We start from the raw sequence: 16,164 nt of genomic DNA on the forward strand, positions 1-16,164 counted from the left end.
ACGGCGCCCCTCGCGTCAGTGGCAGGGGAAGCCGAGCAGGTGGCGGGCGTCGTGCACCCACTCGTGGACGTCCGTGCCGCTGAACACGGAGGTGGCGCCTTGTTCGGCGCCGACGAAGTAGAGCAGGATCAGCATCAGAATGCCGAAGAAGACCGCCCAGGGAGCTATCGCGGACAGCGGCAGCTTTGCCGGAACGGCGGGGGTGTTGGCAGTCGGCGGAGCGACGGTCTGCGCCATGGCAGGACCTCCTCTGGGAGTTCGCGTCCCATCTCGGTGGTGCACAGGACGACGGCCACGGGTCTGACTCACGAACAGCCCTGGGGCTCTCGCATACAGTGGCGCGACCGTTCCGGATTCCCACCGGGTTCCGTCTCGCCGTCGTCGATATCGGACAGACCGTACCGCGTGTCAGGAGCACGGCCAAGACCGCGTCACCAGGCGTGATCTTCATCTCGCGCCTGGTGGGCGGCCGGTGGGGCGGCTCAGGCGGGTGGCGCGAGGCCGAGTTCGCGCTCGCCGAGCGGGGCGAAGAAGCGTTCGACGTCGGCGTCGGTGACCTCGGCGAGGGCCGCCGGCGACCAGTGCGGGGTGCGGTCCTTGTCGACGACCTGGGCGCGGATGCCCTCCACCAGGTCGTGGCTGGTGAGGGTCGCACAGGAGACCCGGTACTCCTGGTCCAGGACCCGCTCCAGCGAGCCGAGTCGCCGGGCCCGGCGCAGTGCCTTCAGGGTGACCTTCAGGGCGGTGGGCGACCTGGTGAGCAGGGTGTCCGCCGCCTCCTTCGCCGCCGGGTCGCCGTGCGCGAGCAGCCGCTGGACGATCTCCTCGACCGTGCCGGCCGGGTAGCAGGCGTCGATCCACGCCCGGCGGGCGGCCAACTCCCCGTCCGGCGCCTGCCGTACCTGCCTGGCGAGCGCCTCGGGCACGGGCAGGGCGGCGAGGTCGGCGACGAACGCCTCGATCGAGCCGGACGGCATGTAGTGGTCGGCGAGTCCGCACAGCATCGCGTCGGCGGCGCCGATCTGGGCGCCGGTCAGGGCGAGATGGGTGCCGAGTTCGCCGGGCGCGCGGCCGAGCAGGTGGGTGCCGCCGACGTCGGGGACGAAGCCGATCCCGGTCTCGGGCATGGCGATCCGCGACCGCTCGGTGGCGATCCGGACGCCGCCGTGGGCGGAGACGCCGACCCCGCCGCCCATCACGATGCCGTCCATCACCGCGACGTACGGCTTCGGGTACCGGGCGATGCGGGCGTTGAGCCGGTACTCGTCCCGCCAGAACGCGGCCGCGGCCGACCCGTCGCCGTCACGGGCGTCGTCGTGCACGGCACGGATGTCACCGCCCGCGCACAGGCCGCGTTCGCCGGCGCCGGTGATGACGACGGTCCGCACGGCCGGGTCGTGCTCCCAGGCGGTGAGCGCCTCGTCGATGCGGCGCACCATCGCGTGCGACAGGGCGTTGATGGCCTTCGGCCGGTTGAGCGTGATGTGCGCGGCCCGTCCGCTGACGTGCAGCAGGACGGGTTCCTCGGCGCCGGTCATCCGGACACCTCCGCCGGGCCGCGGGCCACCATGAGGCGCATGATCTCGTCGGTTCCTTCCGGGTCGGGGGACGCGTGGGTCTCGGACGATCTTCTCGCGACCGTTCCGTCCCCGGCACGCCGACCCGTCGCATGGCGCCCGGACGGCACCGCGGAGGTCAGGTACGCAGGTGCCGGCTCACGTCCCCCACCAGCCGGATCCGTACCCGGCGCGCCACGAACCGCCATTGACCGTCCCGGAGTTCGAACCGGTCGCTGTAGTGCCCCGCGGCGACGGGCTGCAACGGCAGGTCGGGCAGGGCCTGGAACACGGTGACGTAGGACCGCGCGGCGGCGGTGCCGTTCTCCTCGTCGATGTCGACGGCGATGTTCGTGGTGGCGTGGTGGGTGCGCGGTGTCCCGTCCTCGTAGCGGATCACCGTGTCCAGGAGCATCTTCTCGACGCCCGCGGCCCCCACGGCCGGCGCGCCGCTGCCGACGAACACGCCGTCGGCGAACAGCTCCCCCGCACCGGCGAAGTCCCCCGCGTCGACCAGCTCCGCGTATCTGGCGATCAGGTTCGTGACGGCGGCCGTGTGCGCGGTGGCGTTCATGGCATGTGAGGGTACGAGGCGGGGCCGAGGCCGGTCCGCCGGGTCCACCACCCCGGCCACAGCTGGGCGAGGCCGAAGGCGGCCTCCGCCACGAGGAAGGGCCACAGCAGTCGCGGCGCGCCGTGCCCCAGTGCGTACGCCTGCCAGGTGGCGAACAGGACCCGGGCCGCGCCGTCGAACAGGCCGTGCGACGGCAGCGGCCTGACGATCCGCAGGAGCGCCCAGACCACCACGACCGAGCCCATCAGGTTCGCGTAGAGGGTCTGCATCGGGTCGGGCGCGGGCAGGGTGCCCAGCCCGAGCGCGCCGCCCGCCGCCGACAGGGCGTCATGGACCAGGGCGTAGGTCCACGGTGTGGCGAATCCCGCGGTGACGACGAGGTCGTACCAGGCGCTGGCGCGCACGACCTGGAGATAGGCGCGGCGGGAAAGGGCGGACGGACGGCTCACGGCGAGGCTCCTGCTGGTCGAGTGGCTGCGGCGGCCTCACGCTAGACAGTGGAGTACGGTCCAGGGTCAAGTGCGAGTGGGGGCAGGTCGTGCGCATCGGAGAGCTGGCCGCGCGGGCGGGCATCAGCAAGGACACCGTCCGCTTCTACGAGAGGATCGGCCTCCTCACGGGCAGCCGGCTGGCCAACGGCTACCGCGACTTCCCGCCGGAGACGGTTGCCTGGCTGCACTACGTGCGCACCGCGCAGACCCTCGGCTTCTCGCTGGCCGAGATCGGCCGGCACTTCGCGGAACTGGGCGAAGCACCGGACACGGCCGAGGCGTTGTCCGCGCTGTTCGAGGAGAAGATCGCGGTCGTCGACGCCCGCATCGCCGAACTGACCGCGCTGCGCGGGGAGTTGACCGCGCGCGTCGGCACCGGATGTCCGCTGCGGGCGGCCCCTCAGGGCGGCTGAGCGGCGCGCTCCGGGCGGAGCGGCGGGCACCTGCCGACGCCGGCCGCCGGGAGGGCACCGGCCGACGTCACTCGCCGGGTGCACCGATCCACGCCAGCCGCCGGGTGCACCGATCCACACCGGCCGCCGGATGCACCCATCCACTCCGGCCACCGAAGACACCGGCTCCGCCGGCCGATCACCGCCACCCCGTGCCGTTTCCGTCACGGGGCACTGTTGTATCGTTCACTCCAATTGTAGTGTCCACTACGGTCAGCCCGGCGGTCACGTGCCGTCACGGCGGGAAGAGCAGCCCCATGACCAGTGCCCCTCGCCGGATCGACGTCCACCAGCACCTGATCCCGCCCTTCTACCGGGACGCCCTCGCCGCGCACGGGATCGCCGAGGCGGGTGGCCGCGCGCTGCCCGGGTGGAGTCCGGAGGGGGCGCTGGAGCTGATGGAGCTGCTCGGCACCGAGACGGCGATCCTGTCCGTCTCCACCCCGGGCACCGGATTCCTCGCCGACCCCGGCGAGGCGGCCGCCCTGGCCCGGCGGCTGAACGACTTCTCCGCGGCGCTCACCGCCGGGCACCCCGGCCGCTTCGGCTGGTTCGCCACCCTGCCCCTGCCGGACGCCGCCGCGGCCGCCCGGGAGGCCGAGCGCGCCCTCGCCGGGCTCGGCGCCGACGGCGTCACCCTGCTCGCCAACACCGCCGGCGACTACCTCGGGACCGCCGGCCAGGACGCCCTGTGGCGGGTCCTGGACGAGCACGGCGCCGTCGCGTTCGTCCACCCGGCCGAGCTGCCCGGGCCCGCCGTGGAGGGGGTCCCGCCCTTCGCCGCCGACTTCCTCCTCGACACCACCCGCGCCGCCTATCTCCTGGTGCGGGGCGGCGTCGTGCGCCGGTATCCGCGCATCCGGTTCGTCCTCAGCCACGCGGGCGGCTTCGTGCCGTACGCCTCCCACCGCATGGCCGTCGCCCTCGCGGCCGACACCGGGCGCAGCCCCCTGGACATCCTGGACGACTTCCGAGGCTTCTACTTCGACACCGCGCTCTCCTCCAGCCCGGCCGCCCTGCCCACGCTACTCGCCTTCGCCCGGCCCGGGCACGTCCTGTTCGGCAGCGACTGGCCGTTCGCGCCGGCCGCGGCGGGCCAGTACTTCGCCAACGGGCTGGACAGCGGTGTCGACCCCGGCACCCTCGCGGCCGTCGACCGCGGCAACGCCGAGGCACTCTTCCCCCGCCTGGCCGGCGCCCCCGCCACGGCTCCCGCCGCCCGTCCGCTCCCGGTGCGGCTGCGGCGGGCCGTGCGGCGCGCCGGTGCCCGCGCCTTCTTCCGGCTGGTCCAGCCCGGTACCGACTGAGCAGCTTTGCCGGAGGTCCGGTGAACCGGCAGGGAACTCTTGGTCATGGGTTTCCCTGGACGGCCGTTCGAGTACAAAGGGCTGCCTAACATGAGGCGATCACGAACGGTACGAACCCCCGGGAGCTCGGGATGGTGTTGTCCGGCCCCAACTGGAGGTCGTTGCGTCCCTGGACGGTCGTCGGTGTCGCCGTCGTGTGCCTGGTGGCCGGAGTCCTGGCGCTCACGCACGACTCACGCCCCGCACACGCCGACCCGGCCGCGCTGCCGCACACCACCGTGGAGGTGTCCGCCAGCCGCTGCGGCCGGGGGTGGAGCGCGCCGGTGCCCGGTGTCCAGGTCTTCGACCTGCACAATCCGACCGACGGGGCCGCCGAGGTGCTCCTGGAGGACCCGAAGAGCCAGGCCGTGTACGGCGAGGTGGAGGACATCGGGCCCGGTACGACCCGGGAGCTGACCGTCCGGCTCGGCAAGGGCGCGTTCGCGTTCAAGTGCGTGCCCGACGACGCCGACGCCGTCACCGGGCCGACCGTCCGCATCGCCAAGGGCCGCAGCGGCCCGGCCGCGGCCCCGGTCACCGAGCACGACCTGATCCCGCCCGCGCTCGCCTACCAGAAGTGGATCGGCAGCGGCCTGTCCAGCGTCGTACGGCTGACGACGACGCTGCGGGACGCGATCGACCGCGGCGACCTGGCCGCCGCCCGCACCGCCTGGCTGCCGGCGCACCTGGAGTACGAGCGGCTGGGCGCGGCGTACGACGCCTTCGGGGACGCCGACGGCGCGATCAACGGCACGGACGCGGGGCTGGCCGGCGGGGTCCACGACAAGGACTTCACCGGCTTCCACCGGATCGAGTACGGCCTGTGGCACGGCGAGTCCGCGGCCGGCCTGCGCGGCCCGGCGGCCGGACTGGTGAAGGCGGTCACCGCGCTGCGCGACGACTGGGCGCAGACCCGGATGGACCCCGCCCAGCTGGGGCTGCGGGCGCACGAGATCCTGGAGAACACGGTGCAGTTCGAGCTGACCGGCCGTACCGACTACGGCAGCGGCAGCAACCTCGCCACCGCCCGCGCCAACCTGGACGGCACGGTGCAGGTCCTGTCCCGGCTGCACCCGCTGCTGGCCACCCGGTACGCCGGTCTGGCCGGCCTGGAGGGTGAGTTGAAGCAGGCAGGCCAGACGCTCGACGGCTTCGACCACGGCGGCACCTGGACACCGCTCGGGAAGCTCGGCCACCGGCAGCGCGAGGACGTCGACGCGGTCCTCGGCGACCTGGTGGAGCGGCTGGCGTCGGTGGCGACCCTGTGCGATCCGCGGAGGACGGTATGAGCACGCACGAGACGACCGGCAAGGGCGGAGTGGGCCGCCGCGGGTTCCTGCGCGGTGCGGCCCTCGCGGGCGCGGGGCTGGCCACCGGCGGCGCGGCCGCCCCCGGCACGGACCCCGCGGACACCACCGCCACGCCCGCGATCGCCCCCTTCCACGGCGTCCGGCAGCAGTCCGCCATCGCCGCGCCCCGCCGGACGACCGTGTTCACGTCCTTCGACGTCACCGCCGGGAGCCGCGCCGAGCTGACCGAGCTGCTGCACACGCTCACCGACCGCGCCCGCTTCCTGACCTCGGGCGGTACCCCGGACCCGGTCGGTGTCACCGCCCCGCCCGCCGACTCCGGCGTCCTCGGTGAGCAACTGCCGTCCGGTGCGCTGGCGGTGACCGTCGGCGTCGGCGGCTCGCTCTTCGACGACCGGTACGGGCTCGGGAAACTGAGACCGCGTCGGCTGACGACGATGCCGGCCTTCCCGGACGACGACCTGCGGCCCGAGTGGTGCCACGGCGACCTGAGTTTGCAGTTGCACGCGGACGACACCGACACCGTGCTGCACGCACTGCGCGACATCGCCCGGCACACCCGGGGCGGTATGCAGGTCCGCTGGCGGCTGGACGGCTTCACCAGTCCGCCCCGCCCGTCCGGCACCCCGCGCAACCTGCTGGGGTTCAAGGACGGCACCGCCAACCCGGAGACCACCAGCGCCCGGGAGATGGACCGGCTGGTGTGGGTCGGCAAGGACTCCGGCGAACCGGAGTGGGCGGTCGGCGGCAGCTACCAGGTGGTACGGCTGATCCGCATGCTGGTGGAGTTCTGGGACCGGGTCTCGCTCAGCGAGCAGGAGCGGATGTTCGGCCGTGCCCGCGAGTCCGGGGCGCCGCTGGACGGCAACGCCGAGCACGACACGCCCGACTACGCCGACGACCCGAAGGGCGACGTCATCCCGCTGGACGCGCACATCCGGCTGGCCAACCCGCGCACCACGGCCACCGCCGAGCAGCGGATCCTGCGCCGCGCCTACAACTACGACCGGGGCATGGACAGCAACGGCAACCTCGACATGGGCCTGCTGTTCAGCTGCTACCAGCAGGACCTGGCCCGGCAGTTCGAGACCGTGCAGAAGCGGCTGGCCGGGGAGCCGCTGGTCGACTACATCTCGCCGTTCGGCGGCGGCTACTTCTTCGCCCTGCCCGGGGTACGGGACCGCAGCGACTGGTACGGACGCGCCCTGCTCGCCTGAGCTTGTTCGAACAACTCCATGGCAATTCCGTAGCCCGAACGGTCAATACCCAGTCAAGATTTGCCCCAGCATCCCTGACCCGGTGTTCACTCACGCGCCATCATGGCTCCGCCGTAGCGACCGCAAGCGGGCGAAGCATCCCTGCCTGTACGACGCAGTGACGTTCATGCCCGGAGGGGAACCAGCATGGCCAGCACAGGAAGACGAACGGCGATCAGGAGCCTCGGCGCTCTCGCGGGGGCCGCCGCACTCACGGTCCTCGGAGGCACCGCGCCCAGCTGGGCCGCCGTACCCGCCGGACACGGCGGCGGCTCGTCGACCGCGACCCCGATCAAGCACGTGGTCGTGCTGTTCGACGAGAACATCTCCTTCGACCACTACTTCGCGACCTACCCGAAGGCCGCGAACACCGACGGCACGAAGTTCACGGCGTCCAAGAAGACCCCGAAGGACATCGACACCGTCGCGCACGCGGGGCTGCTGACGAAGAACCCGAACCAGTACGCGCCCAAGCGGCTCTCCCCGTCGCAGGCGATGACCTGCGACCAGAACCACTCCTACGGGCCCGAGCAGCTGGCCTACGACGGCGGCAAGGCCGACCAGTTCGTGCAGAACACCGAGGTCGACAAGTGCTCCGGCGGCCTGTTCGGCGAGCCGGGCCTGGTCATGGACTACTACGACGGCAACACCGTCACGGGTCTGTGGAACTACGCCCAGCAGTACGCCCTCAACGACCGCTCCTACAGCTCGAACTACGGCCCGTCCACGCCCGGCGCGCTCAACCTGGTCTCGGGTCAGACGCACGGCGCGATCTCGGTGGACTCGGTCACCGGCAAGCAGACGGCGACGCCCGACTCGTACGCCATCGCCTCCCCGAACGCCAAGGGCGTCGGCACGGTCATCAACGACCCCGACCCGGCCTACGACGACTGCTCCGACAAGGACCACACCAGCACCAGCGCGCTGGCTTCGCTGCAGGGCAAGAACATCGGCGACCTGCTCAACTCCAAGCACCAGACCTGGGGCTGGTTCCAGGGCGGCTTCCGGGCCTCCACCTCCTGGGACGGCAAGTCGGGCGACTACGCCAAGTGCGACACCACGCACGCCAACGTGGGCGGCACGGCCGCGGTCGACTACAGCCCGCACCACAACCCGTTCTCGTACTACAAGTCGACGTCCAACCCGCACCACCTGCCGCCGAAGAGCGTCAACGAGATCGGCCACAACGGCCAGGCGAACCACAACTACGACCTGACCGACTTCACCGCGGCCGCCAAGGCGGGCAAGCTCCCGGCCGTCAGCTTCCTCAAGGCCGGTGAGTACCAGGACGGCCACGCCGGCTACTCCGACCCGATCGACGAGCAGCACTTCCTCGTCAACGAGATCAACGCCGTCCAGAGCTCGCCGCAGTGGAAGTCCACCGCGATCGTCATCGCCTACGACGACTCCGACGGCTGGTACGACCACGCCTACGCCAAGCCCCGCAACGGCTCCAAGGACACCACGGTCGGCTCCAACGGCAAGGCCCTGGACAGCGCGGCCTGCCAGGCGGGCCCGGCCGCGTCCGGCGGCTACGCCGACCGCTGCGGCCCCGGCACCCGGCAGCCGCTGCTGGTCATCTCGCCGTACAGCAAGGTGAACAAGGTCGACCACACGCAGACCGACCAGTCCTCCATCACCCGCTTCATCGAGGACAACTGGCACACCGGCCGCATCGGCGACCACTCCTTCGACGCCACCGCGGGCTCGCTGACCAACATGTTCGACTTCCGGCACCCCAACAACAAGCAGGTGCTGCTGAACGCGAACGGCTCCGTCAAGCACATCGGCCCGATCCGCCACGTCTCCCCGGTGACCACCCACATCACCCCGGGCCCGGCGATGGTGAACACGGCCGCGACGACCGACTCCGGCGGGTTCCCGGCCCTTCCGGTCACCCTCGGCGTGGGCGCCCTGCTGGCGGCCGGCGCCACGGGCACGTACCTGACGATGCGCCGCAGGCAGCGCGCCACGGCCTGACACCCACCGCACGGCCCTGATCACCTCGGCACGGTCCTCCTCCCCGGACCGTGCCGAGGTGCGTGTCGACATGGCTCAATTCCTTCACCCTTTCGGGCGGAACGGGGCATTCAGGGAACGTCGGGCATGTCTCGGGAGTCCTGTGGAGCAAGGAGACAGAACCACAGAACACACGGGGGTGTTCGACCTTGACCGACATCATCGACAGGATCACCGAGCAGGGCGACGGGGAAGCGGCACCGACGCCGGAGGAACTGGCGCCGTACGTCGCGCCGTTGCCGGTCCCGCCCGTCCTGCGGCCCGGCACCGGCGACGTGCTGCGCGAGACGGAGATCGCGCTGCGCCCGACCTGGATCCGGCTGCACCCGCAACTCCCGCCCACCCTGATGTGGGGGTACGACGGCCAGGTCCCGGGCCCGACCATCGAGGTCCGCCGCGGGCAGCGCGTCCGCATCGCCTGGACCAACCGGATCCCCAAGGGCAGTGAGTATCCGGTCACTTCGGTGGAGGTGCCCGGCGGCGCACCGGGCACCGCGCCGCCCAGCACCGAGCCCGGCCGCGGAGGCGTCGAGCCGAACAAGGACGTGGCCGCCCTGCCCGCGTGGACGGTGACCCATCTGCACGGAGCGCAGACCGGCGGGGGCAACGACGGCTGGGCGGACAACGCCGTCGGCTCCGGCGACGCCCAGCTGTCGGAGTACCCGAACGACCACCAGGCGGTGCAGTGGTGGTACCACGACCACGCCATGAACATCACCCGTTGGAACGTGCACACGGGCCTGTACGGAACCTACCTCGTCCGTGACGACGAGGAGGACGCCCTCGGACTCCCGTGCGGGGAGCGGGAGATCCCCCTGCTGCTCGCCGACCGGAACCTCGACACCGACGAGGACGGCCGGCTCAACGGCCGGCTGCTGCACAAGACGGTGATCGCCCAGCAGCAGAACCCGGAGACGGGCCTGCCGGTCACCCGCCCGTTCACCGGCCCGTACACCACGGTCAACGGCCGCATCTGGCCGTACGCCGAGGTGGCCGACGGCTGGCACCGCTTCCGGCTCGTCAACGCGTCCAACGCGCGCATCTACGAACTCGTCCTGGTCGACGAGGACGGCAACCCGGTCCCGGGCGTGCTGCACCAGATCGGCAGCGACGGCGGGCTGCTGCCCCGCCCGGTCCCGGTCGACTTCGACGCGGCGCTGCCGACGCTCACCGTGGCCCCGGCCGAGCGCTTCGACCTGCTCGCCGACTTCCGGGGCCTGGAAGGCAAGAAGCTGCGCCTGGTCAACAAGGGCCGCAACCAGCCGCCGGGCGTGCCCGACCCGGCCGGTGACGTGCGCTACCCCGCCGTCATGGAGTTCCGGGTCGGCTGCGGCGGTGCGACCGACGGCTTCGAGCTGCCCGAGGTGCTCTCCGGCTCCTTCCGCCGGCTCACGCACGACATCCCGCACGGCCACCGCCTGATCGTGCTCACCCCGCCGGCCACCAAGGGCGCCGGCGGCCACCCGGAGATCTGGGAGATGACCGAGGTCACCGACCCCGGCTCCGTCCAGGTCCCGGCCGAGGGCGTCATCCAGCTCACCGGGGCGGACGGCACCACGAAGACCTACCGGCGCACCTCCCGGACCTTCAACGACGCGCTGGGCTTCACCATCGCCGAGGGCTCCTACGAGCAGTGGAGCTTCCTCAACCTCGCGCCGATCGTCCACCCGATGCACATCCACCTGGCCGACTTCCAGCTGCTGGGCCGCGACGCCTACGACGTCTCCGGCTTCGATCCGGCGGTGGGCGGCACCGCCAAGCCGATCGCGTACGACGCGGCGACCCGGCTCCCGCTGGCGCCGAACGAGCTCGGACACAAGGACGTCTTCCGGGTGCCGGGCGGCCAGGTCCTGCGCGTGATGGGGAAGTTCGACGGGGCGTACGGGCGCTTCATGTACCACTGCCATCTCCTCGAACACGAGGACATGGGCATGATGCGGCCCTTCGTGGTCATGCCCGAGGAGGCGATGAAGTTCGACCACGGCGCCGCCCACGGCGAACACGGCGGGGGCCACACCGGCTGACCTCGCGGCACGGCTCGCACCGGCGCCCGACGGATCGGGTGCCGGTCCCGGTCCCGGTCCCGGTCCGGAAGGGCCCGGTGGCCGCGGGCGACCTCCGTCCGGAGCGCGTCGGCGATGCCGATCAGCACCTGGGCGGAGGGGTCGCGGTGGCGGCCCTGATCCGGTCGGACGTGACCGTCGGACCGGCCCCGGCGAGGAGGGGGACGCCTCCCGGTACGGCCCCGGGGCGCCGCGTCCGCCGGAGGCGGCGGTGCGTGCGGTTGTCGTCCGTCGTGCGGCACGGGATGCTGAGGGAGCACGGAGGGAAGCGGTGCCCATGGATCGTTTTCCGAACGCGGCCAACGTCGATTTCCACAGTCCTCTGGACCTCACCAAGGCCGCGGCCGCGGTGCTGGACGCCGAAGGCCGCATCTCGGGGTGGGGACCCTCGGCCCAGCGCCTGCTCGGACATCCGCCCCAGGACGTGCTCGGCCGGCCGGCGGCCCTGCTGCTGGCGTCGGATCCGGGACAGCGGCTCTCCGCGCTCTGCAAGGCGCACCGGCCCCGCAGCACGGTGCTGGACCTGACCTGCCGGGACGGGCGTACCCTGCGCGCGGCCGTGGCCTTCAGCCCGCTCGCGTCCCAGGGCGTGGCCGCGACGGTCGTGCTCGCGGCGGAGCTGGAGGCACTGCGCGGCTGGGAGGCACAGCTGGCCATGCTGCAGGGGCTGGCCACCGAGTCCTCCGTGGGCCTGACCATCTTCGACACCGACATGCGGGTCGTCTGGGGGAACGTCTCCACCGATCTGGAGCTCGCGGGAGTCGCCCAGTACGTCGGCCGTCCGGCCGCTGATCTCTTTCCCGAGGGCGAGTTCATCTCCCGCCACCACCCTCCGGACGAGGACCAGATCATGGAGCACGTGTTCACGACGGGCGAACCGATCGTGGGCATGCACTATCGCGGGCGGGCACCCGCCGACCCGGTGCGCGAGCACGTCTGGTCCTGCTCCTACCACCGGCTGCTGGACGCCCGCGGCGAGCCGCTGGGGGTGTTCGAGGAGTCCCTGGACGTCACCGACCGCTACCGCGCCCAGGAACGGCTGTCACTGCTCGTACGGGCGGGCAAGCGCATCGGCGCCTCGCTGGACGTACGCCGTACGGCCGCGGAGCTCGCCGACGTGGCGGTGCCGCAGCTGGCCGACGAGGTGCTGGTGGACCTGCCGCCTGCGGTCATCGAGGGCCGGCAGCCCCCGACGGGTTCGGCGCCGGGGCACAGCCTGCTGCGGATGCACGGCCGGACCCCGGAGGAGTTCCGGACCAGTCCCGTCTCCTATCCGCCGTCGTCTCCGCAGGCACTGAGCCTGGCCACCAGCCGCCCCGTCGTCGGCGCCGGGCCGCCCGGGACACCGGACGGGACGACGCCGGCCGGCCGGCACTCCACGCTGTTCGTCCCGCTGCTCGCCCGGGACGCGGTCCTCGGCCTGGCCACCTTCCTGCGCAGCAGCAACCCCGACCCCTTCGGGCCCGAGGAGCAGACGCTCGCCGTGGAGCTGACCGAGCGGGCCGCCGTCGGCATCGACAACGCCCGCCGGTACACCAGCCAGCACGCGGCGGCCCTGGTGCTGCAGCGGAGCCTGCTGCCGCAGCACCTGCCCGAGCAGAGCGCGGTCGAGGTGGCGTACCGCTATCTGCCCGCCGACAGCCGGGTGGGGGTGGGCGGCGACTGGTTCGACCTGATCCCGCTGTCCGGTGCCCGGGTGGGGCTGACCGTCGGCGACGTGGTCGGCCACGGTGTGCACGCGGCGGCGACCATGGGCCGGCTGCGCGCCACCGTACGGACCCTGGCCCTGCTGGACCTGGACCCGGCGGAGTTGCTCACCCGCCTCGACGGCCTGGTCGGCCAGGACTCCGAACCCCACGCGGACGACGGTCTCGGCGACGAGACACTCGGGGTGACCTGCCTGTACGCGATCTACGACCCGGTCGGCGGCCGCTGCGTCTGGGCGAGCGCGGGCCATCCGCCACCGATCGTGGCCGACGCGAACGGCGCGGTGGCGCTGTCCGCGCTGGCGCCGGGACCGCCCCTGGGGCTGGGCAGTCTGCCCTACGAGAACGTCGAGCTGAGCCTGTCCGACGGCAGCGTGGTGGCGTTCTTCACCGACGGGGTGGTGGAGGACCGGCGTACCGACATCGACAGCGGTATCGACCGCCTCGCCCATGTGCTCACCTGGCAGCGGTGCCCGCTGGAGGAGCTGTGCGACCGGGCGCTGTCGACCCTGCCGCCGGGGCCGCAGGCGGACGACGCGACGTTGCTGCTGGTGCGCACCCGGCGGCTGGGCGCCGGGCAGGTGGCGGACCTGGAGCTGCCGCCCGACCCCGCCATGGTGGCCCGGGCCCGCACGGACACCGAGCGCCAGCTGGAGACCTGGGGCCTGTCCGAGCTGGCGTTCACCGCGGAGCTCGTGGTGAGCGAGCTGGTCACCAACAGCATCCGGTACGCCACCGGGCCGGTGCTGCTGAGGCTGATCAGGGACCGCAGCCTGCTGTGCGAGGTCTCCGACAACGCGCACACGGCCCCGCACCTGCGGCGGGCCCGCCGGGACGACGAGGGAGGCCGCGGCCTGTTCCTCGTCGCGCAGATGTCGCAGCGCTGGGGCACCCGCTACACCGGGTCCGGGAAGACCATCTGGGCCGAACTGGCCATCCCCTGAGGACGATCGGAGCCTGAGTAGGCTTACAGCTGATCGAAGTGGGTCAAGTACCCATATCGCCTCGCCCATGTCGCCTCGCCCATGTCGCCGCACCCGCTTCGCCGCACCCGCTTCGCCGAGAAGGAGCAGCACGATCGACGAGCATCCGACCCTCGCGCAGTTGCTGCGCCGTCACCGGCGCGCGGCTCACCTGACCCTGGAGCAGCTCGCCGAGGCGTCGGGGGTCAGCGCCCGCACCCTGTCGGACATCGAGCGCGGCCGGAGCAAGGGCCCCCAGGAGCGGACCGTCACCGCCGTCGCGGACGCGCTCTCGCTGGGGCACGACGCCCGTCGGCAACTCCTGGAGCTGGCGCGCGGCGCCCGGCTGCGGGACCACTGGACGCGTCCCACCGGGCTGTGCGAACTGCCCCGGTCCGTGGGCGATTTCACCGGCCGCGCCGCCGAACTGGCCTGGATCGACGGTCTCGTGGGCAGCGACCTCGATCCCGGGGTCGCCGTGGTGGGGCTGGTCACCGGCTCGGCCGGGCTGGGCAAGACCACGTTCGCCGTCCGCGCGGCGCACGCGGCACGGCCGGGCTTTCCCGACGGGGTGTTCTTCCTCGACCTGTTCGGCATGTCCCAGCGGCCGCTGCCCGTCGACGACGCCCTGGCACTGCTCCTCGGCGCGCTCGGGGTCGCCGCCCAGCAGGTGCCGGCCGACACCCACGGGCGTGCCTCCCTGTACCGCTCGCTGCTGCGGGAGCGCCGGATCCTCGTCGTGCTCGACAACGCCGCGTCCGAGGAGCAGGTGCGCGCGCTGCTGCCCGGCGGCGGGGCGGCCAGGGTGCTGGTCACCAGCCGCCGGCTGCTGTCCGGCCTGGAGGGGGTGCGCCGGCTGGTCCTCGGCCCGCTGCAGCTGCCGGAGGCCACGGAGCTGCTGACCGGCATCCTCGGCGAGCGCGCCGCCACCGACGGGGAGCAGGCGCTCACCCGGCTCGCGCAGCTGTGCGGCGGGCTGCCGCTGGCGCTGCGGATCATCGGCAACCGGCTGGTGAGCCGGCCCGACTGGGGCGCCGACGAGCTCGCCCGCCGGCTGGCCGACGAGGAGCGCCGCCTCGAACAGTTCAAGGCCGGTGACCTCAAGATCGCCAACGCGTTCGGGATGTCGTACGAGCAACTGGCGCCCGCGGCACGGCGGATCTTCCGCAGGCTGGCCGTCGTGCCGGGCCGGGACGTCGATGCCGCGCTCGCCGCGGTGGCGGGCGGGACCTCGGCCGAGGACGCCTGGGACGCGCTCGACGACCTGGTCGACCTGGGCCTGCTCCAGGACACCGCGGAGGGGCGCTACCGCTTCCACGACCTGGTCAGGCTCTTCGCGAGGGACCGGCTGCGGCAGGAGGAGACGTCCGCCGAGCGCGCGGCGCTGGCCGAGCGGACGACGTCGTGGCTGCTGCGGACGGCCACGGCCGCCGCCGCGTGGTTCGGGCCCGCGGAGGGCCGTCCGGAGGCGCCGGACGCGGGGCTCGCTCCCCCGGCGTCCCCGGCGGAGGCGGACGAGTGGCTGCGGGCCAACGTGGACAACTGGCTGGGCGCGCTGCGGCTCGCGGCGGGCCGCGGACGGCACACCGAGGTGCTCGACTGCGCCGAGGCGATGCAGCGGTACTCCGACCGGTGGTTGCACGGCCCGCACTGGAACGAGGTCTTCACCCTCGGCGCCGCGGCCGCCGCGGCCCTCGGTGACCGGGCGCGGCAGGCGGCCCAGCTGAACCAGGTGGCCTGGGTGCACGGCGTGCAGAGCCTGGACGCCGAGGCCGTCCTGCGCTGTACGGCCGAGGCGATGGACCTGGCCGCCCGCAGCGGCGCCACGGCGCAGGTGGCGTGGGCGCACTGCTACGCCGTACCCGGCTACCGGCTGCTCGGGCGGCTCGACGAGGCCGCCGCGTCGGCGTCGCGGGCGGCGGAGATGTTCAAGGCGCTCGACGACACCGACGCCTACTGCGCGAGCCTCATCAACCTCGGCCTCTGCCGCCGGGACCAGGGTCGCCACGAGGAGGCGCTGGCGAGTTTCCGCGAGGTGGTCGCCCTGGCGAGCGACCCGGGGTCGGGGATGACCCCGGGGACCGCGCCGTTCGTCCGGCGGCACACGCTCGCCCCACTCGGCAAGTCCCTGGCGCTGCTGGGCCGTCGGACCGAGGCCGTCGAGGCGCTCACCGAGGCCACCGCGCCCGGTGAGCGGCTCGATCCCAGCCACTGGCAGGCCGACGCCCTGGAGGAGCTGGCGGTCCTGCTGGCCGAGGAGGGCCGGGACGCGGAGAGCCGCCTGGCCTACGAGCGGGCGGCCCTGATGTTCGAGACGCTCGGCGACGCCGACGCGCACCGTCGCTGCGCGGACCGGGCCGGCGCCGTCTCCTGACGCGCACCCTGCACCGTCGGCTGCCCGAACGTGCGGTGTTTCTGCGTGCTGTTCT

Annotated in this window: 12 protein-coding genes; 8 read left to right on the forward strand and 4 right to left on the reverse strand. The window is 72.9% G+C overall.

What is annotated here, in order from left to right:
* Nucleotides 1–15 precede the first annotated feature (15 nt).
* The 4 genes from ACWGKQ_RS14960 to ACWGKQ_RS14975 form a co-directional block, all read right to left on the reverse strand.
* On the reverse strand, nt 16–237 hold the full coding sequence (locus ACWGKQ_RS14960) for a CbtB domain-containing protein (RefSeq protein WP_293990680.1): 222 nt from the start codon (nt 235–237) through the stop codon (nt 16–18).
* Nucleotides 238–482: 245 nt separating this feature from the next.
* Nucleotides 483–1,538 (reverse strand): enoyl-CoA hydratase/isomerase family protein, encoded by a 1,056-nt coding sequence (locus ACWGKQ_RS14965; RefSeq protein ID WP_453292328.1) that lies wholly within the window; start codon nt 1,536–1,538, stop codon nt 483–485.
* A gap of 157 nt (nt 1,539–1,695) precedes the next feature.
* Entirely contained in the window at nt 1,696–2,130 is a 435-nt protein-coding gene (locus tag ACWGKQ_RS14970; RefSeq protein ID WP_453292329.1) for a nuclear transport factor 2 family protein, read from the reverse strand.
* The gene (locus ACWGKQ_RS14975) at nt 2,127–2,579 is read right to left on the reverse strand and encodes a hypothetical protein (RefSeq protein ID WP_453292330.1); all 453 of its coding nucleotides are present in this window, start codon (nt 2,577–2,579) and stop codon (nt 2,127–2,129) included. Before ACWGKQ_RS14975 ends, ACWGKQ_RS14970 begins: the two co-directional genes overlap by 4 nt.
* Nucleotides 2,580–2,668: 89 nt before the next feature.
* Here ACWGKQ_RS14975 and ACWGKQ_RS14980 point away from each other — a divergent pair, with 89 nt between their 5' ends.
* The 8 genes from ACWGKQ_RS14980 to ACWGKQ_RS15015 all read left to right on the forward strand — a co-directional run bounded on the left by ACWGKQ_RS14980 (nt 2,669) and on the right by ACWGKQ_RS15015 (nt 16,109).
* Nucleotides 2,669–3,034 (forward strand): MerR family transcriptional regulator, encoded by a 366-nt coding sequence (locus tag ACWGKQ_RS14980; RefSeq protein ID WP_453292331.1) that lies wholly within the window; start codon nt 2,669–2,671, stop codon nt 3,032–3,034.
* 296 nt (nt 3,035–3,330) lie between these two features.
* Complete coding sequence (locus tag ACWGKQ_RS14985; protein ID WP_453292332.1) at nt 3,331–4,380, forward strand: amidohydrolase family protein; 1,050 nt, start codon at nt 3,331–3,333, stop codon at nt 4,378–4,380.
* 131 nt (nt 4,381–4,511) lie between these two features.
* Complete coding sequence (locus ACWGKQ_RS14990; RefSeq protein ID WP_453292333.1) at nt 4,512–5,708, forward strand: EfeM/EfeO family lipoprotein; 1,197 nt, start codon at nt 4,512–4,514, stop codon at nt 5,706–5,708.
* Nucleotides 5,705–6,946 carry an iron uptake transporter deferrochelatase/peroxidase subunit gene (gene efeB / locus ACWGKQ_RS14995; protein ID WP_453292334.1) on the forward strand — a complete coding sequence of 414 codons (1,242 nt, stop codon included), beginning with the start codon at nt 5,705–5,707 and terminating at the stop codon, nt 6,944–6,946. Before ACWGKQ_RS14990 ends, efeB begins: the two co-directional genes overlap by 4 nt.
* A 186-nt stretch (nt 6,947–7,132) precedes the next feature.
* A complete protein-coding gene (locus ACWGKQ_RS15000) occupies nt 7,133–8,965 on the forward strand; it encodes a phospholipase C (RefSeq protein ID WP_453292335.1) in 1,833 nt (610 codons plus the stop codon).
* Nucleotides 8,966–9,153: 188 nt separating this feature from the next.
* Nucleotides 9,154–11,028 carry an O-aminophenol oxidase PhsA gene (gene phsA / locus ACWGKQ_RS15005; RefSeq protein ID WP_453292336.1) on the forward strand — a complete coding sequence of 625 codons (1,875 nt, stop codon included), beginning with the start codon at nt 9,154–9,156 and terminating at the stop codon, nt 11,026–11,028.
* A gap of 316 nt (nt 11,029–11,344) precedes the next feature.
* A complete protein-coding gene (locus ACWGKQ_RS15010; RefSeq protein ID WP_453292337.1) occupies nt 11,345–13,717 on the forward strand; it encodes a SpoIIE family protein phosphatase in 2,373 nt (790 codons plus the stop codon).
* A gap of 67 nt (nt 13,718–13,784) precedes the next feature.
* Nucleotides 13,785–16,109 (forward strand): helix-turn-helix domain-containing protein, encoded by a 2,325-nt coding sequence (locus ACWGKQ_RS15015; RefSeq protein WP_453292338.1) that lies wholly within the window; start codon nt 13,785–13,787, stop codon nt 16,107–16,109.
* Nucleotides 16,110–16,164: the final 55 nt, after the last annotated feature.

It is taken from the genome of Streptomyces sp. NPDC054770, assembly GCF_053611985.1.